Origin of the sequence: Mesorhizobium onobrychidis, from assembly GCF_024707545.1 — a bacterium.
Classification (GTDB): Bacteria; Pseudomonadota; Alphaproteobacteria; order Rhizobiales; family Rhizobiaceae; genus Mesorhizobium; species Mesorhizobium onobrychidis.
Map to the genome: position 1 here is coordinate 4,764,040 of NZ_CP062229.1, position 17,244 is coordinate 4,781,283.

At 62.1% G+C, this 17,244-nt stretch carries 13 protein-coding genes and 1 pseudogene; 4 read left to right on the forward strand and 10 right to left on the reverse strand.

The genetic code is table 11. The annotated features are described in order from the left end of the window. Positions 1-130: 130 nt before the first annotated feature. The 7 genes from sufA to IHQ72_RS23790 form a co-directional block, all read right to left on the reverse strand. Positions 131-511 (reverse strand): Fe-S cluster assembly scaffold SufA, encoded by a 381-nt coding sequence (sufA, locus tag IHQ72_RS23760; RefSeq protein WP_006206001.1) that lies wholly within the window; start codon positions 509-511, stop codon positions 131-133. A 92-nt stretch (positions 512-603) separates the two neighbouring features. Beyond that, entirely contained in the window at positions 604-996 is a 393-nt protein-coding gene (locus tag IHQ72_RS23765) for an SUF system Fe-S cluster assembly protein (protein ID WP_095489690.1), read from the reverse strand. 5 nt (positions 997-1,001) lie between these two features. Next, positions 1,002-2,243, reverse strand: coding sequence for a cysteine desulfurase (locus tag IHQ72_RS23770; protein ID WP_258117644.1), 1,242 nt, complete (start codon positions 2,241-2,243; stop codon positions 1,002-1,004). A 190-nt stretch (positions 2,244-2,433) separates the two neighbouring features. Further along, the gene (gene sufD, locus IHQ72_RS23775) at positions 2,434-3,702 is read right to left on the reverse strand and encodes a Fe-S cluster assembly protein SufD (RefSeq protein WP_258117645.1); all 1,269 of its coding nucleotides are present in this window, start codon (positions 3,700-3,702) and stop codon (positions 2,434-2,436) included. Between the two features lie 43 nt (positions 3,703-3,745). After that, on the reverse strand, positions 3,746-4,501 hold the full coding sequence (sufC, locus tag IHQ72_RS23780) for a Fe-S cluster assembly ATPase SufC (RefSeq protein WP_023798289.1): 756 nt from the start codon (positions 4,499-4,501) through the stop codon (positions 3,746-3,748). Positions 4,502-4,531: 30 nt separating this feature from the next. Next, positions 4,532-6,049 carry a Fe-S cluster assembly protein SufB gene (sufB, locus tag IHQ72_RS23785; protein WP_077371599.1) on the reverse strand — a complete coding sequence of 506 codons (1,518 nt, stop codon included), beginning with the start codon at positions 6,047-6,049 and terminating at the stop codon, positions 4,532-4,534. Positions 6,050-6,236: 187 nt separating this feature from the next. After that, positions 6,237-7,400, reverse strand: a complete 1,164-nt coding sequence (locus IHQ72_RS23790; protein ID WP_258117646.1) for a cysteine desulfurase family protein — start codon at positions 7,398-7,400, stop codon at positions 6,237-6,239. Between the two features lie 240 nt (positions 7,401-7,640). Here IHQ72_RS23790 and IHQ72_RS23795 point away from each other — a divergent pair, with 240 nt between their 5' ends. Further along, positions 7,641-8,315: an alpha/beta hydrolase gene (locus IHQ72_RS23795; protein ID WP_027154148.1), complete on the forward strand. Its 675-nt coding sequence runs from the start codon at positions 7,641-7,643 to the stop codon at positions 8,313-8,315. 13 nt (positions 8,316-8,328) lie between these two features. Next, a complete protein-coding gene (locus IHQ72_RS23800) occupies positions 8,329-8,979 on the forward strand; it encodes an FMN-binding negative transcriptional regulator (RefSeq protein ID WP_258117649.1) in 651 nt (216 codons plus the stop codon). A 112-nt stretch (positions 8,980-9,091) separates the two neighbouring features. On the opposite strand, the pseudogene IHQ72_RS23805 reads toward IHQ72_RS23800, so the two are convergent. After that, positions 9,092-9,422, reverse strand: a pseudogene (locus IHQ72_RS23805) (lipid-A-disaccharide synthase N-terminal domain-containing protein). Further along, positions 9,415-10,143 (reverse strand): glycosyltransferase family 2 protein, encoded by a 729-nt coding sequence (locus tag IHQ72_RS23810; protein WP_258117650.1) that lies wholly within the window; start codon positions 10,141-10,143, stop codon positions 9,415-9,417. Before IHQ72_RS23810 ends, IHQ72_RS23805 begins: the two are co-directional and overlap by 8 nt. Before the next feature lie 321 nt (positions 10,144-10,464). On the opposite strand from IHQ72_RS23810, the gene tyrS reads away from it, so the two are divergent. Continuing rightward, positions 10,465-11,718, forward strand: coding sequence for a tyrosine--tRNA ligase (gene tyrS / locus IHQ72_RS23815; RefSeq protein ID WP_258117651.1), 1,254 nt, complete (start codon positions 10,465-10,467; stop codon positions 11,716-11,718). Positions 11,719-11,870: 152 nt separating this feature from the next. Beyond that, positions 11,871-13,601: an adenylate/guanylate cyclase domain-containing protein gene (locus IHQ72_RS23820; RefSeq protein WP_258117652.1), complete on the forward strand. Its 1,731-nt coding sequence runs from the start codon at positions 11,871-11,873 to the stop codon at positions 13,599-13,601. A 179-nt stretch (positions 13,602-13,780) separates the two neighbouring features. Here IHQ72_RS23820 and IHQ72_RS23825 read toward each other — a convergent pair whose 3' ends face one another. Beyond that, the gene (locus IHQ72_RS23825; RefSeq protein ID WP_258117653.1) at positions 13,781-17,164 is read right to left on the reverse strand and encodes a YhdP family protein; all 3,384 of its coding nucleotides are present in this window, start codon (positions 17,162-17,164) and stop codon (positions 13,781-13,783) included. Between the last annotated feature and the right edge of the window lie 80 nt (positions 17,165-17,244).

Consider the following 17,244-nt stretch of genomic DNA (forward strand, 5'->3'; position numbering starts at 1 on the left):
GCGATTGGCCGAAACCCTGTTCCGTCGTCATCCTGGGGCGTCGCTTCGCTCCTGCTTCGCCCAGGGATGACGAAGTTGAGAGTTTCGGGCAATCCCGACGTTTGCGTGTCGAGGAACTAGCGGGGCCAGATCAGGCCGAAGCGCGCGCCTCGGCCAAGGCCTTCAGGTCGGCCGGCTTGAGCTCGACCGATTCGCCACAGCCGCAGGCCGAACTCTGGTTCGGGTTGCGAAAGGTGAAGCCGGTGCGCAGCGTCGTCTGCTCGAAATCCATCTCGGTGCCGAACAGGAAAAGCGCTGCCTCAGGCGCGACATAGACGTGGGCGCCGTCGCGCTCGATATGGTCGTCCTTGGTGTTGGGCTCAGTCACCAGGTCGACCGTATATTCCATGCCGGCGCAGCCGCCCTTCTTGATGCCAAGGCGAATGCCATGCGCATTCTCACGGGTTGCGACGATCTCGCGTACCCGGTCGGCAGCCTTTTCGGTCATCGTGATGACGGCGAAGCGTCCCATCTTTTCTTTCTCCATTACGTGCAGGTTTAAGGCCTGGCGAATGATTCCTCACCTAAAATGGTGAAATTTTCGGCCTGGCGCAAGTGCGCCCATTAATACCAACCCACCGCGACCTGCGCCTCTTCCGACATGCGGTCGGGCGACCAAGGCGGGTCGAAGGTCATGTTGACCTCGACGCCGGAAACGCCCTCGACCGCGCCGACGGCGTTCTCCACCCAGCCGGGCATTTCGCCGGCCACCGGACAGCCGGGCGCGGTCAGCGTCATGTCGATCTTGACCGAGCGGTCGTCTTCGATGTCGATCTTGTAGATCAGGCCGAGCTCGTAGATGTCGGCCGGGATTTCCGGGTCGTAGACCGTCTTCAGTGCCGAGACGATGTCGTCGGTCAGCCGCGCCAGTTCGTCGGCGGGAATGGCCGAGGCGGAAACCAGACCGTTGGCAGTCGTCTCCGAAGTGGTCTCAGCGGTGCGGCCTGCATCATCCATGATCGTCATCCGAAGAACTTTCGCGCTTTTTCGAGCGCATCGGCCAAAGCGTCGACTTCGGCCCTGGTATTATACATGCCGAACGATGCCCTGCATGTGGAGGTTACGCCGAAGCGTTTCAACAGCGGCTGGGCGCAGTGGGTGCCGGCGCGCACGGCGACGCCTTGCCTATCGATCACCATCGACACGTCGTGGGCATGAATGCCCTGCAGTTCGAAGGAGATGATGGCGCCCTTATCCGGCGCATCGCCGAAGATGCGCAGCGAGTTGATGGCGCGCAACCGCTGATGGGCATAGTCCTTCAGATCCGCCTCGTGGGCGGCAATGCGCTCGCGGCCGATCTTTTCCATGTATTCGAGCGCCGCACCCAGCCCGATCGCCTGGACGATCGGCGGCGTGCCGGCCTCGAAGCGGTGCGGCGGATCGTTGTAGGTGACGATCTCTTGCGTCACCTCCTCGATCATCTCGCCGCCGCCCATGAACGGACGCATGCGCTCCAGCATGTCCTTCTTGCCGTAGAGCACGCCGATGCCCGAGGGCCCGTAGACCTTATGGCCGGTGAAGACGAAGAAATCGCAGTCGAGGTCCTGCACGTCGATCGGCATATGCACGGCGCTCTGGCTGCCGTCGACCAGCACCGGAATGCCGCGCGCGTGCGCGATGCGGACGATCTCTTTGATCGGCGTCACCGTGCCCAGCGCGTTCGACATGTGCGTGATGGCGACCAGTTTTGTGCGATCAGTCAGCCGCTTTTCGAACTCCTCGATGTGGAATACGCCGAGATCGTCGACCGGCACCCAGACCAGCCTGGCGCCCTGGCGCTCGCGGATAAAATGCCACGGGACGATGTTGGAATGGTGCTCCATGATCGACAGCACGATCTCGTCGCCCTCGCCGATGTTGGGCATACCGAAGCCGTAGGCGACGGTGTTGATCGCCGCGGTCGTGTTCGAGGTGAAAACGATGTTGTCGGTATCAGGCGCGTTCAGAAATCTTTGCACTATCTTCCGCGCGTTCTCAAAGGCGTCGGTCGCGGCATTCGAAAGGAAATGTAGCCCGCGATGAACATTGGCGTATTCCTGGGAATAAGCGTGCTGGATGGCGTCGAGCACGGCCTGCGGCTTCTGCGCCGAGGCGCCGTTGTCGAGATAGACCAGCGGTTTGCCGTAAACTTCCCGCGACAGAATCGGGAAGTCGCGGCGTATCGCCTCGACGTCGTAGGGGATGTTTTCGACTTTCTGGTCCATCACAAGCTCTCTCGAGGCATCGCCTCATTCCGTCCAGCACCCCTCATCCGACCGAGCTTCGCTCGGCCACCTTCTCCCACAAGGGGAGAAGGTAAAGCGCTTTACCTTCTCCCCTTGTGGGAGAAGGTGGATTGGCGCGAAGCGCCAAGACGGATGAGGGGTGTTGGCCGAAGCCACCCCTCATCCGCTGCTATCCGTGCGCCACGAACCAGCCGTCGAGCCTTGCTTCCAGCGCCTCGACGATCGCCTCGTCGTCCAGTTCCTCGATCACCTCGGCAACGAACGCCTTCACCAGCAGCCCCCGCGCGGTCTTCTCGTCAATGCCGCGCGCCATTAGGTAGAACAGGTGGCTATGATCGATCTCGGTGACGGTCGCGCCATGGCCGCAGACGACGTCGTCGGCGAAGATCTCAAGCTCAGGCTTGGTCGAGAACTCGCCGTCATCCGACAGAAGCAGCGTGTTGCAGGCCATCTTGGCGTTGGTCTTCTGCGCATATTGGTGGACGTTGATGCGCCCCTGGAAGACGCCGCGCGCTCTTCCCGTCACCACGTTGCGGATCACCTCGGTCGACGCCGTGTGCGGCACGGCATGGTCGAGCACCATGGTCACGTCGGTATGGGTGTCGCCGGCAAGCAGGTTGATGCCGCGCAGCGTGAAATCGGCGCCTTCGCCGGTCGTTCTGACCACGACCTCCTGGCGCACCAGCTTGCCGCCGGCATTCATCACGAACAGGGTCAGCTTCGCATCCTTGCCGAGATGCGCCTTGAACTGGGCAAGATGCGTGGCCGTATCCGCCTGCTCCTGCACGATCAGCCACATCACGTCGGCGCCCTCTTCAAGCAGAAGCTGGCTGACCGAGCTGACGAGTGCGGCGCCCTCGCCCGCCTGGCGCTCGACGATAACGGCCTTGGCGCCGGCGCCGACGCGGACGCTGAAGCGCACATGCGTCTGGCCGCCGGCCTGCAGGTTCTGCAATTCGATCGGCTTGTCCAGTTCGGTGCCGTCGGCGATGTCGACAAAATAGCCGTCGGCCACGAAAGCGGTGTTCAGCGCGCCGATGGCATCGTCGGCGCCATAGGCATCGAGCCCCGGCGCGATGCTGCCGTCGGTCAGCTTTTCCGACAGGCGCTGCACGGCAACACCGTCGATATCAGGCAGTTTCGTGCTCGACACGCCGTTCAGCACCGGCAGAACAGCGGACCCTTCAACAACAGGCGCAATGGCTTTCGCGACGGCTGCGGGATCGAAGTCCGGCACCGAAGTCAGCAGGCGGCGCAGGTCGGTGTAGTGCCAGGATTCGATGCGTCGCGTCGGCAGGCCGCTCTTGATCGCCTCGATGGCGTCGTCGCGCTTCAACATCACCGTGCCGTCGCCGGGCAGCAGCGACAACCGGTCGCTGAAGGCGTCGATCAGCGCTGTTTCGGCCGGCGTTCGCTGGGGTGTCGTGTGTATGTTCATCAGTTTCGCCTTGTTTGGCTTGCCTTCTGGGCCTTCTGGCATCTCACGCGGCTTGGCCGATCACGCCGGCATAGCCATTGGCCTCGAGGTCGAGCGCCAGCGACTTGTCGCCCGACTTGACCACCTGGCCCCTGTACAGCACGTGCACACTATCCGGCACGATGTACTGAAGCAGGCGCTGGTAGTGGGTGATGATGACGATGGCGCGGTCTGGCGCGCGCAACGCATTGACGCCTTCCGAGACGATCTTCAGCGCATCGATGTCGAGGCCGGAATCAGTCTCGTCGAGCACACAGAGTTTTGGCTCCAGAAGCTTCATCTGCAGGATCTCGGCGCGCTTCTTCTCCCCGCCGGAGAAGCCGACATTGAGCGGCCGCTTCAGCATCGCCATGTCCATGTCGAGCAAGGCGGCCGCGTCCTTCACGCGCTTCAGGAATTCCGGGATCTTCAGCGGCTCCTCGCCGCGCGCTTTGCGCTGCTCGTTCATCGCCACTTTCAGGAATTCCATCGTCGCCACGCCCGGTATCTCCATCGGATACTGGAAGGCGAGAAAAATGCCTGATGTGGCGCGCTCGGCCGGATCCATCTCGAGGATCGACTGGCCATTGTAGAGGATATCGCCTTCGGTCACTTCATAGTCCTCGCGACCGGCGAGGATGTAGGACAGCGTCGATTTTCCCGAGCCGTTGGGGCCCATGATGGCGGCGACCTCGCCGGCTTTCACCGTCAGGTTCAGGCCGCGGATGATCTCGGTGCCGTCATCGACGATGCGAGCATGCAGGTTTCTGATTTCAAGCATTTTTTCTTTTCCTGAAAATTTTCTGTCCGGTCAGCCGACCGAGCCCTCGAGGCTAATCCCAATCAGCTTCTGCGCCTCGACCGCGAATTCCATCGGCAGCTGCTGGATGACGTCCTTGACGAAACCGTTGACGATCAGCGCGATCGCCTCTTCTTCCGGAATGCCGCGCTGCATGACGTAGAACTTCTGGTCCTCGGAGATTTTCGACGTCGTCGCCTCGTGCTCGAACTGTGCCGTTGCGTTCTTGGCTTCCATGTAGGGCACGGTGTGCGCGCCGCACTGGTCGCCGATCAGCAGCGAGTCACAGTTGGTGAAGTTGCGGGCGTTGGTTGCCTTGCGGTGCGCCGAGACCTGGCCGCGATAGGTGTTCTGCGAGTAGCCGGCGGCGATGCCCTTGGAGATGATGCGGCTCGACGTGTTCTTGCCGAGATGGATCATCTTGGTGCCGCTGTCGACCTGCTGGTAGCCGTTCGACACGGCGATCGAATAGAACTCGCCGCTGGAATCGTCGCCGCGCAGGATGCAGCTCGGATATTTCCAGGTAATCGCCGAGCCGGTCTCGACCTGCGTCCACGAAATCTTCGAACGGTGGCCGCGGCAGTCGCCGCGCTTGGTGACGAAATTGTAGATGCCGCCCTTGCCCTCGGCGTCGCCGGGGTACCAGTTCTGCACCGTCGAGTATTTGATCTCGGCATCGTCGAGCGCGATCAGTTCGACCACGGCGGCGTGAAGCTGGTTCTCGTCGCGCTGCGGCGCCGTGCAGCCTTCGAGATAGGAGACGTAAGCCCCTTCCTCGGCGATGATCAGCGTGCGCTCGAACTGGCCGGTGTTCTTCTCGTTCATGCGGAAATAGGTCGACAGTTCCATCGGGCAGCGCACGCCCTTGGGCACGAAGACGAAGGAGCCATCGGTGAACACCGCCGAATTCAGCGTGGCGTAGAAATTGTCGGAGGTCGGCACGACCGAGCCGAGATATTTCTTCACCAGTTCCGGGTGCTCGCGGATGGCTTCCGAGATCGAGCAGAAGATGACGCCGGCCTGCGCCAGCTCCTTCTTGAAGGTGGTGACGACGGAAACTGAATCGAACACGGCGTCGACGGCGACGCGGCCCGACTTATAGACATTGTCGCTGGCTTCCTCGAGTTCAGACGCATCGGTCTTCTGCACGCCGGCAAGGATTTCCTGTTCCTTCAGTGGGATACCGAGCTTTTCGTAGACCCTCAACAGCTCGGGATCGACGTCGCTCAGCGATGTCGGTCCCGGCGTGCTCTTGGGCGCCGCGTAATAGTAGAGGTCCTGGAAATCGATCTTCGGATAATGGACGCGCGCCCACTTCGGCTCGTCCAGCGTCACCCAGCGCCGATACGCTTCCAGACGCCATTCCAACATCCAGGACGGCTCGTCCTTCTTCGCCGAAATGAAGCGGATAATGTCTTCGCTCAGGCCCTTTGGGGCCTTGTCCATCGCGATTTCGGTCTGGAATCCGTATTTGTATTGGTCGACGTCGATCTTTCGGACCCGATCGATCGTGTCCTGCACAGCAGGCATTAGCGTTCTCCATCCACGCCGGGGTCAAGGCCCGGCAGTTTTCAAACTATGGCACCGCGAAACCAGTACCCGTGAGGCACCCAAGGCGGCGTAAGTTCCATATAGTGCGTCCTTGCCGGAAATTCACCCGGCCACCATGAAACGCACGGCTCTACCAGGCCGGAAGGCCTGCATCATTCTGCCGCACTCAGGCAGCTTCTTCCCTGCCCCCGCGGCGCGAGGCGATACCTGCCAGCGCAGCACCGAACAGTTCGATGTCCTCGGCGCTCGTTGCGTGGCCGATGGACACACGCAAAGCGCCAAGGCTGTCATTGTATCCCATGGCTTTCAGCACATGGCTCGGGCCGACCTTGCCCGACGAACAGGCGGAACCGGCCGACAGCGCCACACCGGCGAGGTCGAAGGCGATCTGCGCCGTCTCGGCCTTGATGCCCGCAATAGCGAAGAATGTCGTATTGGCAAGCCTCGGCGCCCCGGTTCCGAAGATTTCCGCATCCGGCACCAGCGCTTTCACGATGGCTTCGATCTCGTCGCGGCGGCTACCGACCGCATCGATGCTCTTCAATCCGATCAGGGCCTCCCGCGCCGCCGCGCCAAAACCAGCGATCGCGGCCAGATTTTCGGTGCCGCCACGATGACCCTTTTCCTGGCCGCCGCCGGCGATCAAGGGCCTAGGCATCATCAGGTCCGAGGCGGCGATAATGGCGCCAACGCCCTTGGGACCGCCGATCTTGTGCGAGGACAGAATTAGGTAATCGGCGTAACTCGCTGACATATCGAGCGGAATGCGACCGGCTGCCTGCACGGCGTCGACGACCAGGATGCCGCCCGCCGCCTTGACGATTTCGGCGATGCGGTCGACCGGCTGGATGACGCCGGTCTCGTTATTGGCGGCATGGATCGCCACCAACGGCAGACCGTCTGCCTTGTCATGACGGCCAAGTGCCGCCGCCAACGCGTCCAGCCGGACTATGCCGTCGGCGTCGACGCCGATGCGTGTCACCTGGACTGCCGGAAAACGCCCGCCGTTCAGCACACAAGGATGATCGGCTTCGCAGACATAGAGCCGGCTCATGCGGACAGTGCCGCGCCCCATCTGCCAATCCGGCGTCAGCAGCGTCGAGGCGGCTTCCGTCGCACCGGAGGTGAACACGACATGCTCGGCGCCGGCGTTGACCAGCGCCGCCACATCGCGCCTTGCATTCTCGATCAGCCGCCGTGCGGCGCGACCCTCGGCATGGACCGACGACGGGTTGCCGGCGGCATCGAGCGCGGCAATCATTGCCGCGCGCGCCGCGGCAAGCAGCGGCGCGCTGGCATTGTAGTCGAGATAGGCGCGTGGTCCGGCCATTTTCGCTTCAACTGGTCCCGTCAAAAGCCGTTCCGCGAGGATAGCGCGTAATTTCCTTGAAATTGCAAGGCAAGACGTCCTATTTACGCGGCGTGCGGCGTGGGTAGCCGAGCCATTACGTTTGGCCACCCAGTTTTGAACAATTCTAAACTAGCTTCTAGAAAGACGCTCGCCCTGCGTCAAGGCCAGAGGAAGAGTTGTTCCGGGCGCCGCGCATTCTTATGCCATGTGGAGTATTTTATGCCTGAGGTCATCTTCACCGGTCCGGCCGGCCGCCTGGAGGGTCGCTACCAGCCTTCCAAGGAAAAGAGCGCGCCGATTGCCATCATCCTGCACCCGCACCCGCAGTTCGGCGGCACGATGAACAACAAGATCGTCTACGACCTCTTCTACATGTTTCAAAAGCGGGATTTCACCACGCTTCGCTTCAATTTCCGCGGCATCGGCCGCAGCCAGGGCGAATTCGACCACGGCACCGGCGAATTGTCGGATGCGGCCGCGGCACTTGACTGGGTGCAGTCGCTGCATCCGGATTCCAAGAGCTGCTGGGTCGCCGGCTATTCGTTCGGCTCGTGGATCGGCATGCAGCTTCTGATGCGCCGGCCGGAGATTGAAGGCTTCATCTCGATCGCGCCGCAGCCCAACACCTATGATTTCTCGTTCCTGGCGCCCTGCCCGTCGTCCGGCCTTATCATCCATGGCGACGCCGACAAGGTCGCGCCGCCTAAGGACGTGCAGGGGTTGGTCGACAAGCTGCACACGCAAAAGGGCATCACCATCACCCAGAAGACCTTGCCCGGCGCCAACCATTTCTTCTCCAACGACGCGGACCTCCTGCTCCAGGAATGCGCGGACTATCTAGATCGCCGTCTGGCCGGCGAGTTGTCCGACCCGCGGCCGAAACGGTTGAGATAGTCGGCAAACGGCGATGTACCAGCCCCCGCATTTCCAGGAAACGCGGCAGGACGTCCTGCACGGGCTGATCCGGGCGCATCCGCTTGGCTTGCTGATTTCAAATGGAGCCGAGGGGCCGGTCGCGAACGCGATCCCGTTCCTGCTCGACGCCGAAGTGCCGCCGAATGGCAGGCTGCGCGCCCATCTGGCGAGAGCCAATCCGCAATGGCGCCTGCTGGCCGACAGCCCGGCATCGCCCGTGCTGGTCGTCTTCCAGGGTACCGATGCCTATGTGACGCCGTCCTGGTACGAGACCAAGCGCGAGACCGGGAAGGTCGTGCCGACCTGGAACTACGCCATTGTCCAGGTGCGCGGTGCCGTCAGGGTGATCGAGGACCAGGACTGGCTGGCCCAGCAGATTTCCGATCTGACGATATCACAGGAAGCCGCTCGCGAAGCACCCTGGGCGGTGGCCGACGCACCAGCCAGCTTCATCCAGTCGCAGATCAAGGGCATTGTCGGGCTGGAAATCGAGATCACTGACTTGCAAGGCAAGTGGAAGGTCAGCCAGAACCGGCCCATCGCCGACCGTAGCGGTGTCGCCGAGGGGCTCGAGAGCGAGGATCCGAACTCGCCCGACATGGTTCGGCTTGTACGATCCTACGGCGGACTGGACGACAGATAGGACCGACCTTGTGCAAGGTCGCAGCCGGAGACTCCCAGGGATTGCTGCGGCCAGGAAGGCATCGGTGTCGACCTTACCGGCGTGCGCCACGTCGCTCTGAGAGGCAGGTCGCTCAATCGACCTTCGTCATCGCCGCCTTGTGCTCGTTGGCGATCAACCACAGGTTGCGGATGTAGATGAACAGGCCCAGGGCCTGGCCGGCGATGAACACCGGATCCTGCCGCTGGATGGCGTAGATCAGCAGCAGGCTGCCGCCGAACAGCGAAAGAACCAGAAAGCGATCGGCACGACGCTGCGCTTGGCTTTTCCGATGCGATCCACTGCACGACGAAGCGCATGCTGAAGAAGAACTGGGCGACAAAGCCGAGCAGAATCCACGTATCGAACTGCTTGACGAAGACGTCGTGAAGCCAGGTCGCCAGTTCCTGAAGCACGTTAGCCATGCCGGATTTCCTGTGTTTTTGGCATTCTCCGGCGCCGGCGGCGCAGCCACCAGACACCGGCGAGATCAAGCACCCCTTGCAGGCCGCGATCGAAAATTCCGTAATTCGACTTGCCGTGGCGGCGAGAGCGGTCGACGACGTCGCAATGCACGACGCGATACCCCTCCTGGATGACGAGGGCTGGAACAAAGCGGTGCGTGCCGTCGAAGAACGGCAATTTCCTGAGGATGTCGGTATGGATCGCCTTCAGGCCGCAGCCCGTGTCGCGGGTCTCGTCATGCAGGACGGCCTTTCTCAGCCAGTTGGCAAAACGCGACGCCAGTTGCTTGATCTTGCTGTCGCGACGCTTCAGGCGCTGCCCCTGCGCAAGACCGAAACCGGGACCGGCGTGCCGCAGGGCATCGACGAGCGCCGGAATATATTTGGGATCGTTCTGGCCGTCGCCATCGATGGTGGCGACGATATCGTCGCGGGCCGCCCAGGCGCCCGAACGCACAGCGAAAGACTGGCCGGCGGATTTCTCATGCCGGAGGTGGCGAAGCGGAAACGGGCGAAGCACCGCCTGGGCGGCAAGCACCGAGGTGGTCTCGTCGGTCGAACCATCGTCGACGACGATCACCTCGAAGTCGCGCCCGACCATCGCCGCCCCGATCTCGTCAAGCAGAAGCGGCAGGTTCGCCGCCTCGTTCCTGCAAGGAATGACGATGGATATCTCCGGCATTTCGCGTCGGGCTCTGTCACAGGATATTGGCATTCGATTCGATGCCGTGCGGTGCCGTTCCAGCGGGTCATGTGCGGCGAGAATCCGCTGGCGCGGCGCCTCATTACGCCAGCCCAAACGATGAAGCAAGGATGCAGCCGGAAGGCGAGCTTGCGCCGTTTCAAGGCGCCGTGATTGCGTTCGCACCGAACCGATCATGTAAAACGCGATCGAACGCAAAACCGGATTCCGCTTTTGCTGACCGCGCTTGGATGCTAAACGCCCGCGTTCACGCATACCACGCCCGATCCACTTCGGTTGGGCGCTTTCGGGAAAGATAAAATGTCCGCCTTCAAATCCGATTTCCTGCGCATAATGAGCGAGCGCGGTTTCATCCACCAGATTTCGGACGATGCCGGCCTCGACCAGCTTTTCGCCAAGGAAACGGTGACCGCCTATGTCGGCTACGACGCCACGGCGACCAGCCTGCATATCGGCAATCTGATTTCCGCGACCATGCTCTACTGGCTGCAGGAAACCGGCCACCGGCCGATCGCGCTGATGGGCGGCGGCACCTCGATGATCGGCGACCCGTCCTTCCGCGACGACCAGCGCAAGCTTTTGACGCCTGAGGCCATCGCCACCAACATCGAGGGCATCAAGCGCATCTTTGGCCGCATCCTGCGTTTCGGCGACGGTCCGAACGACGCGATCATGGTCAACAATGCCGACTGGCTGATGAAGCTCAACTATGTCGAGTTCCTGCGCGATGTCGGCCGGCATTTTTCGGTCAACCGCATGCTGACCTTCGACAGCGTCAAGCTGAGGCTCGAGCGCGAACAATCACTGTCGTTCCTTGAATTCAACTACATGATCCTGCAGGGCTATGATTTCGTCGAGCTCAGCCGGCGATATGGCTGCCGCCTGCAGATGGGCGGATCGGACCAGTGGGGCAACATCATCAACGGCGTCGATCTCGGACACCGCATGGGTACGCCGCAGCTTTATGCCCTGACCACACCGCTGCTGACGACGTCCTCAGGCGCCAAGATGGGCAAATCGGCGAAGGGCGCGGTCTGGCTGAACGGCGATCTCTACTCGCCCTATGATTTCTGGCAGTACTGGCGCAACACCGAGGACGCCGACGTCACGCTCTTCCTCAAGATTTTCACCCGCCTGCCGCTCACCGAGATCGCCCGGCTCGCCGCGCTTGGCGGCTCCGAGATCAACGAGGCCAAGAAGGTCCTGGCCACGGAAACGACGGCCATCGTGCACGGCCGCGAGGCAGCCGAGCAAGCCGAGGAAACCGCGCGCAAGACGTTCGAAGAAGGCGCGCTGGCCCAAACGCTGCCGACGGTCGAGGTGGGCAAGGCCGATCTGGAAAGCGGCGTCGGCATATTGTCGCTGTTCGTCACCGCCGGGCTTGCCGCGTCCAACGGCGAGGCGCGGCGACACATCCAGGGCGGCGCGGTGCGTCTGAACGACCAACCCGTGTCCGACGATCGCCGGTTGGTGACACTTCAGGATCTCGGCCCGGAACAAGTCGCAAAACTGTCGCTCGGCAAGAAAAAACACGTTCTGGTGCGGCCGGTCTGACCAGCGCCTGATCGATCCCGATGGAATCGGGATGGGGCTCCATTAGACCTTTTCCGAAACCGGTTTCACTTCTTGCTGCGCTGACCTTCGGTTCGCCCAAATTGCTGGATTTGGCAGCCCAGGAAGGATAGGCTTGGTTTTTGGTTCAAGCGATGGAACAGAGACTAGCCGCAATTCTGGCTGCCGATATGGCGGGCTACAGTCGGCTAATGGAGGCCGACGAATCCGGCACGCTCGCACGCCTTCGGACCCATCGCATAGAACTGGTCGATCCCGCCATCGCGAAGAACAAGGGCCGCATCATCAAGACCACCGGAGACGGCATGCTCGTTGAGTTCCAGAGCGTGACCGATGCCGTGAAATGCGCCGTGGAAATCCAACAGCGCATGAAACGGCGCAATTCGGATGTGCCGCAAGAACGGCGTATCGAATTCAGGATCGGCATAAATCTCGGCGACATCATTTTCGACGATGAGGACATTTTCGGCGACGGCGTCAATATTGCCTCGCGCATCGAGCAACTCGCCGACGTCGGCGGTATCTGCGTGACCGCAGCGGTGGCGACCCAAATTGCCGACCGTCTCGAAATTGCCATGGAGGACCTGGGCGAGAAGACGTTAAAGAACATCAGCCGCCCGGTTCGCCTCTATCGCATTGGGTTTGACAGTCATGTCCTGCCAGAAGTCGAGGCAAAGCGATCCATCTCGAAACCTTCGATAGTGGTGCTGCCATTCAACAACATGAGCGGCGACCCCGAGCAGGAATTTTTCGCGGACGGACTGACCGAGGACATCATCACCGAACTGTCCCGCCACCATGAGCTGTTCGTCATCTCGCGCAATTCCAGCTTCGTCTACAAGAACCACGCCGTGAATGTGCGCGAGGTGGCCGAGAAACTCGACGTCCAATACCTGGTGGAGGGAAGCGTCCGCAAGATCGGCGACAGGGTGCGCGTGACGGTTCAGCTCATCGACACGGCGAATGACGCTCATATTTGGGCAGACAAGTATGACCGGAAGCTGGACGACATATTCGCGATTCAGGATGAGGTGACCGCGGCGATCGCAGCCACGCTGCCCGGTCGTGTCGAGGCGGCTCAGCGGGACCAGCTCGCGCGGGCGAAACCTGCAAACATGGCCGCGTATGAATGTGTGCTTGCTGCCAAGGTGCTGCATCACCGAAGCACGATTGCGGATAGTGAACGCGCGCAAACCTTGATAGACAGGGCCGTCGCGCTCGACCCCGATTATGCCCATGCCCATGCCTGGCGGGCCTGCATTCTTGGCCAGGCCTGGGTCCATAACTGGTGCGAAGACAGGGATGCCGTCTGGAACGACATCATGGCAGCGCTGGACAGGGCGCTGGCGCTGGACGACAACGATGCCGATGTCCACCGCATCCTCGCTGCAGTGAACGTGAACAACAATGAGCTGACCACAGCGCGCTACCATCAAGAGCGCGCCCTCGCCCTCAATCCCAATTACGACCTCGTGGTGGTGCAGCAAGGCGAGTTATTGACGTGGCTGGGGAGGCCGGAAGAGGGAATTGAATGGATCCGCAAGGCAATGCAGTTGAACCCGCACCACCCGGAGAGGTTCTGGAGCCATCTGGGAAAGGCGCATTTCGCCGCGCGCCAGTATGGCGAGGCGATCGAAGCTTTCATGCATCTGTCAACCATGGACTCGGTTCAGCACGCTTTCGCCGCTGCCTGCTACGGCTGGCTCGGCGACGAAATCGCGGCCGCGGCGCATCTAGGCAAGATCAGAACGCTCGATCCCCAATTCGACCTCGATTCATTTATCGCCACCCTGCACTATGCCCAGGAGTCTGATGTGCAGCACGTCCGCGAAGGACTGCTGAAAGCCGGTATTGCCCACCTGTAGCCAGCCCGTAACTACGAACCAGATCCAATCGGGGACAGGCAAAAAAGACCCGCCCCCACCCGATACGGACCTTGTGGCATGACCGTACGACGGGCGGCTTAGGGTCATGGGCGTGAATTCGGCCGGGGCGATCCACTTAGGGTCAAGACTCGGTCGCTCGAAGTGATTGGGTTTTGACCTTACCGATACTCGAAGATCGACCTGAAAATCCCGGGGGCGATCACCGACAGCGGATTGACGTCCAGTTTCGGCTTGTTGGCATCGCCCCTGAGCCGGTAAGTCACGCCGATCAGGCCGCGATCGCGGCCATTGCCGAGCAGCGCGCCGAACAGCGGCAGTTCGCCGAAGATGCGGTTGAGGCCATAGACCGGCATGAAGGTGCCGGTCATGTCCATGTTGTTGTTCCGGTCGTAGAGCGTGCCCTGGAAGGTGGTGCCGATGCGCGGGCCGCGCAGCACCCCATTGGCCAGCTTCAGATAGCCGGCGCCCTTTTCGATCTCGGAAAAGCCGCGCTCGAACTTCACTCTCGACGTGTCGATATTGGCTTTGACAGCTTCGTTGAGGCTGCGGCTGTCGCCCGCCGGCGTCGTCGATACCAGCGAGGCGAGTTTCGGCTCGTTGACCACGAAGAAGTCGTGCGAGTCGACCTGACCCTTCATCGGCCCATCGCTTGACCCGGCGAGCGCCAGCGTGATCGAACCGCCCTCCATATGCTCGTAGATGTTGAGGAACCGCAGGATGGCGCCCGCATCGGCCGACCTTACGTTGAGGGCGCGCTTGCCGGCGCCGGTCGTATTGCTGATGCTTATGGCAGCACCCGAACTTGCCGTGGCGCTCACCTTGAGCCCATTCACCCTGGAGCCGGCGGCGCTGTAGTCGAGCTTAAGGTTCGACAGCGTCTCGTTGTGGAAGCCGGTCAGGGAATTGACATCGGCGCTGACCGAAATCGCGTCGGAACCCGTGGCCTTGGTGGCGGTGTCGACATCGGACGTGAATTGCTTGATCAACGAGCGGGCGTCCAGCGCGCTGCCGCTGATGTCGATCGCGTAGCCCTTGCCCGATCGCTTCACGGAAACGGCAACATCGTCTCCCCGGTTCAACTTGACGTTGCTGAACCGCGCCGAGGACAGCGCGCCGTTGACCAGCACCACGCCGCCGTCGATCGAAAAAGTCTTTCCATTCAGGTCGAAGTCGGACAGCGTCGTGGTGTCGCCGGACTTGGCCATGGCAAATGTGACATTGGCTGAAATGCCAGGCCCCTTGCTCCAGCCCGCCCAGGGAATGTCCAGCCTGGCATTGGTCAGGTCCGCCGAAACAGTCTCGTTGCCCGTGCCGCTCTTGTCGATCTCAACCTTGATGGTTCCGGAAAGTAGCGCCGACAGGCCAGGCATGGCGGCTGCACGCATCTTGTCGTCGAGCACCAGCGCCACTTTCCGGCTGCGTGGCGGTCCGCCATCCCTGAGCGGTTCGATCAGGTCGAGTTCGGCTGGAATGCCGTTGAGCAGCGCCTTGGCGGAGATCACGGCCTTCTCAGGCTCCACACTGATCGAACCGTCGGCGTCGGTCACCGTCTGGCCTTCGAACGGCTTGCCCAGCGACAGGTCCTTGTAATCGAGCGTCACCAGCCAATCGAGTTTCGACCTGTCGACGCCGGACTGTAGCGGAATGTCCGCCTTGACGTGGCCGGTCACCGTGCCCGACAGATCTTCCGGCAGCAGGCCGACATGGCGCATGGCATTGATCGGATCATAGGAGGCGAGTTCGGCGATTGCGGACGCTTCCCCGGCGACGTCGATATCGAGCGCGCCGATCACCGGCGGGCGGTTCGCCGCCTTGATCGTCATCGTGCCGTTGCTTGCCGCCACCGTGCGGCCGCTGCCCATATAGACGTTGCCCGAGGACAAGGCGATGTCGACGTCGTTGCCGTGGAATTCGGCGACGCCCACGGCATCGCGTATCGGCGGGATGTGGCCGGCCGTATCGAAACGCGATCCCTCGATCTGGAAACGGCCGAACACTTCATCTGATGAAAGCGGGATCCCGTTGCCGAGACGCCCTGGCACGACCTGGAATTGCAGGCTCGCATCGACGACGCGGCCGCCGAACAGGTTCTTCAGCACCCAAAGGCGAGCCTTTCGCGCGGAAAACCAGGGCCACAACTGCTTGACATGCGAGACCGGCATGTCGTGGACATTGAAGGCAACAGATATGCCCGGCACCTTTCCCTCGACGAACTCAACCGAAGCCGTGCCCAACGCCTCGCTGGCGGACCCCGACCTGATGCCGATCTGCTCGGCCACGAGCTTGTGGCTGCGGGTCTGGTAGACGCCGGCGACGCGGGCGATGAAATCGAGCGCAGGTTCGGACGATTCCGAAGGCGCCAGCGTCGAACGGTCGCTGGTCAGGTCGTAGCGATAGGACGGCTCCTCGCCCGCTGTCCCGGTCGCAGGCTTCGGCCCGATCGAACCGGCGAAATTGAAGATCGAGCGATCGGTTTTCAACAGCAGCTTGTCGACATGGATCTTGTTCGACCCGGCGACAAGTGTCGCATCCAGATCGGCGTCTGCTGTAAGCGAGCCACGCGAGCCAAAATCGAGCACGGAACCGGCGAACGACAACGAGGCCGTCAGCCGCGACGCGTTCTCGCCGGATCCTTCCGACCCCGCCAGCTTCAAGGCAATCGCACCCAGCGTCCCGCCCGGCGCGGCCGCAGCCTTGTCGGCCTGCGCTATCTCGACGCTGGCATCCAACGCCGTCACGCGCTGTGTCGTCGTATCCCGGGTGGCTGAGGCAGCGATGGTGAGCGCCCTGCCGTCGATATCCGCGTCGGATGAAAACTCCATGCCGCCCGGCCCCGACTGCGCAACGGCGGCATCTGTGATCCTGACCAGTTTGACCGACCCCGCCTCGGGCAGAACGAGGTCGACATTGTGGAGGTCGATCTGGCGCATCGAATCCTCGCGCACCGCATCGAGCGCGTGGTTGATGTTGGCAAAGACCGCATCGGACAGTCTTTCCGGATCGACGAGGCCGTCTTCATTGCGCAGCGCCGCCGTCCAGTCGCCGCCCGACGGCAGCGCCGCCATCACGATGCGTGCATCGGAAATCCTGGCGCTGGTGAGCCGCACCTCGCCCGAAAGCAGCGGTATCAGCCTTATGCCGAAGCGGACACGCCCGGCGTCGGCCATTGGCTTGCCGTCGGCGGCTTTGAGGCTGACGTCGCTGACCTGCAGCGCGATGAAGCTCGACCCGTCGAGCGTGAGACGGGCCGGCCCAACCGCAACATCGACGTCGACGCCGGCCAGTTTCTCGATGGCCGCTTCCGCTTCGGCCCGCAGCCGCTCGGCGCCGAAACCGGACATGCCGATCGCATACACAGCGGCGGTGGCCAGCAGCACAAGGACCACAAGGCCGGCAAACAGCCGCGCAATAATACGAACGCCGCGGCCGATCGACGCCTGGCCGAGCGGCGGTACGCGGCACGCGGACGGGAAGGCACCCAGGTCGGTGATCTCATCACGCCTGAATCTGATCTTCTCGTGCTGCGGCTGCTCCTGATCCACGCAATTTTCCGTTGAACGAACTCGACCGGTGGACGAATCCCAGTTTGACATTATATCGATGCGGCTTGGCGCGTAACCAC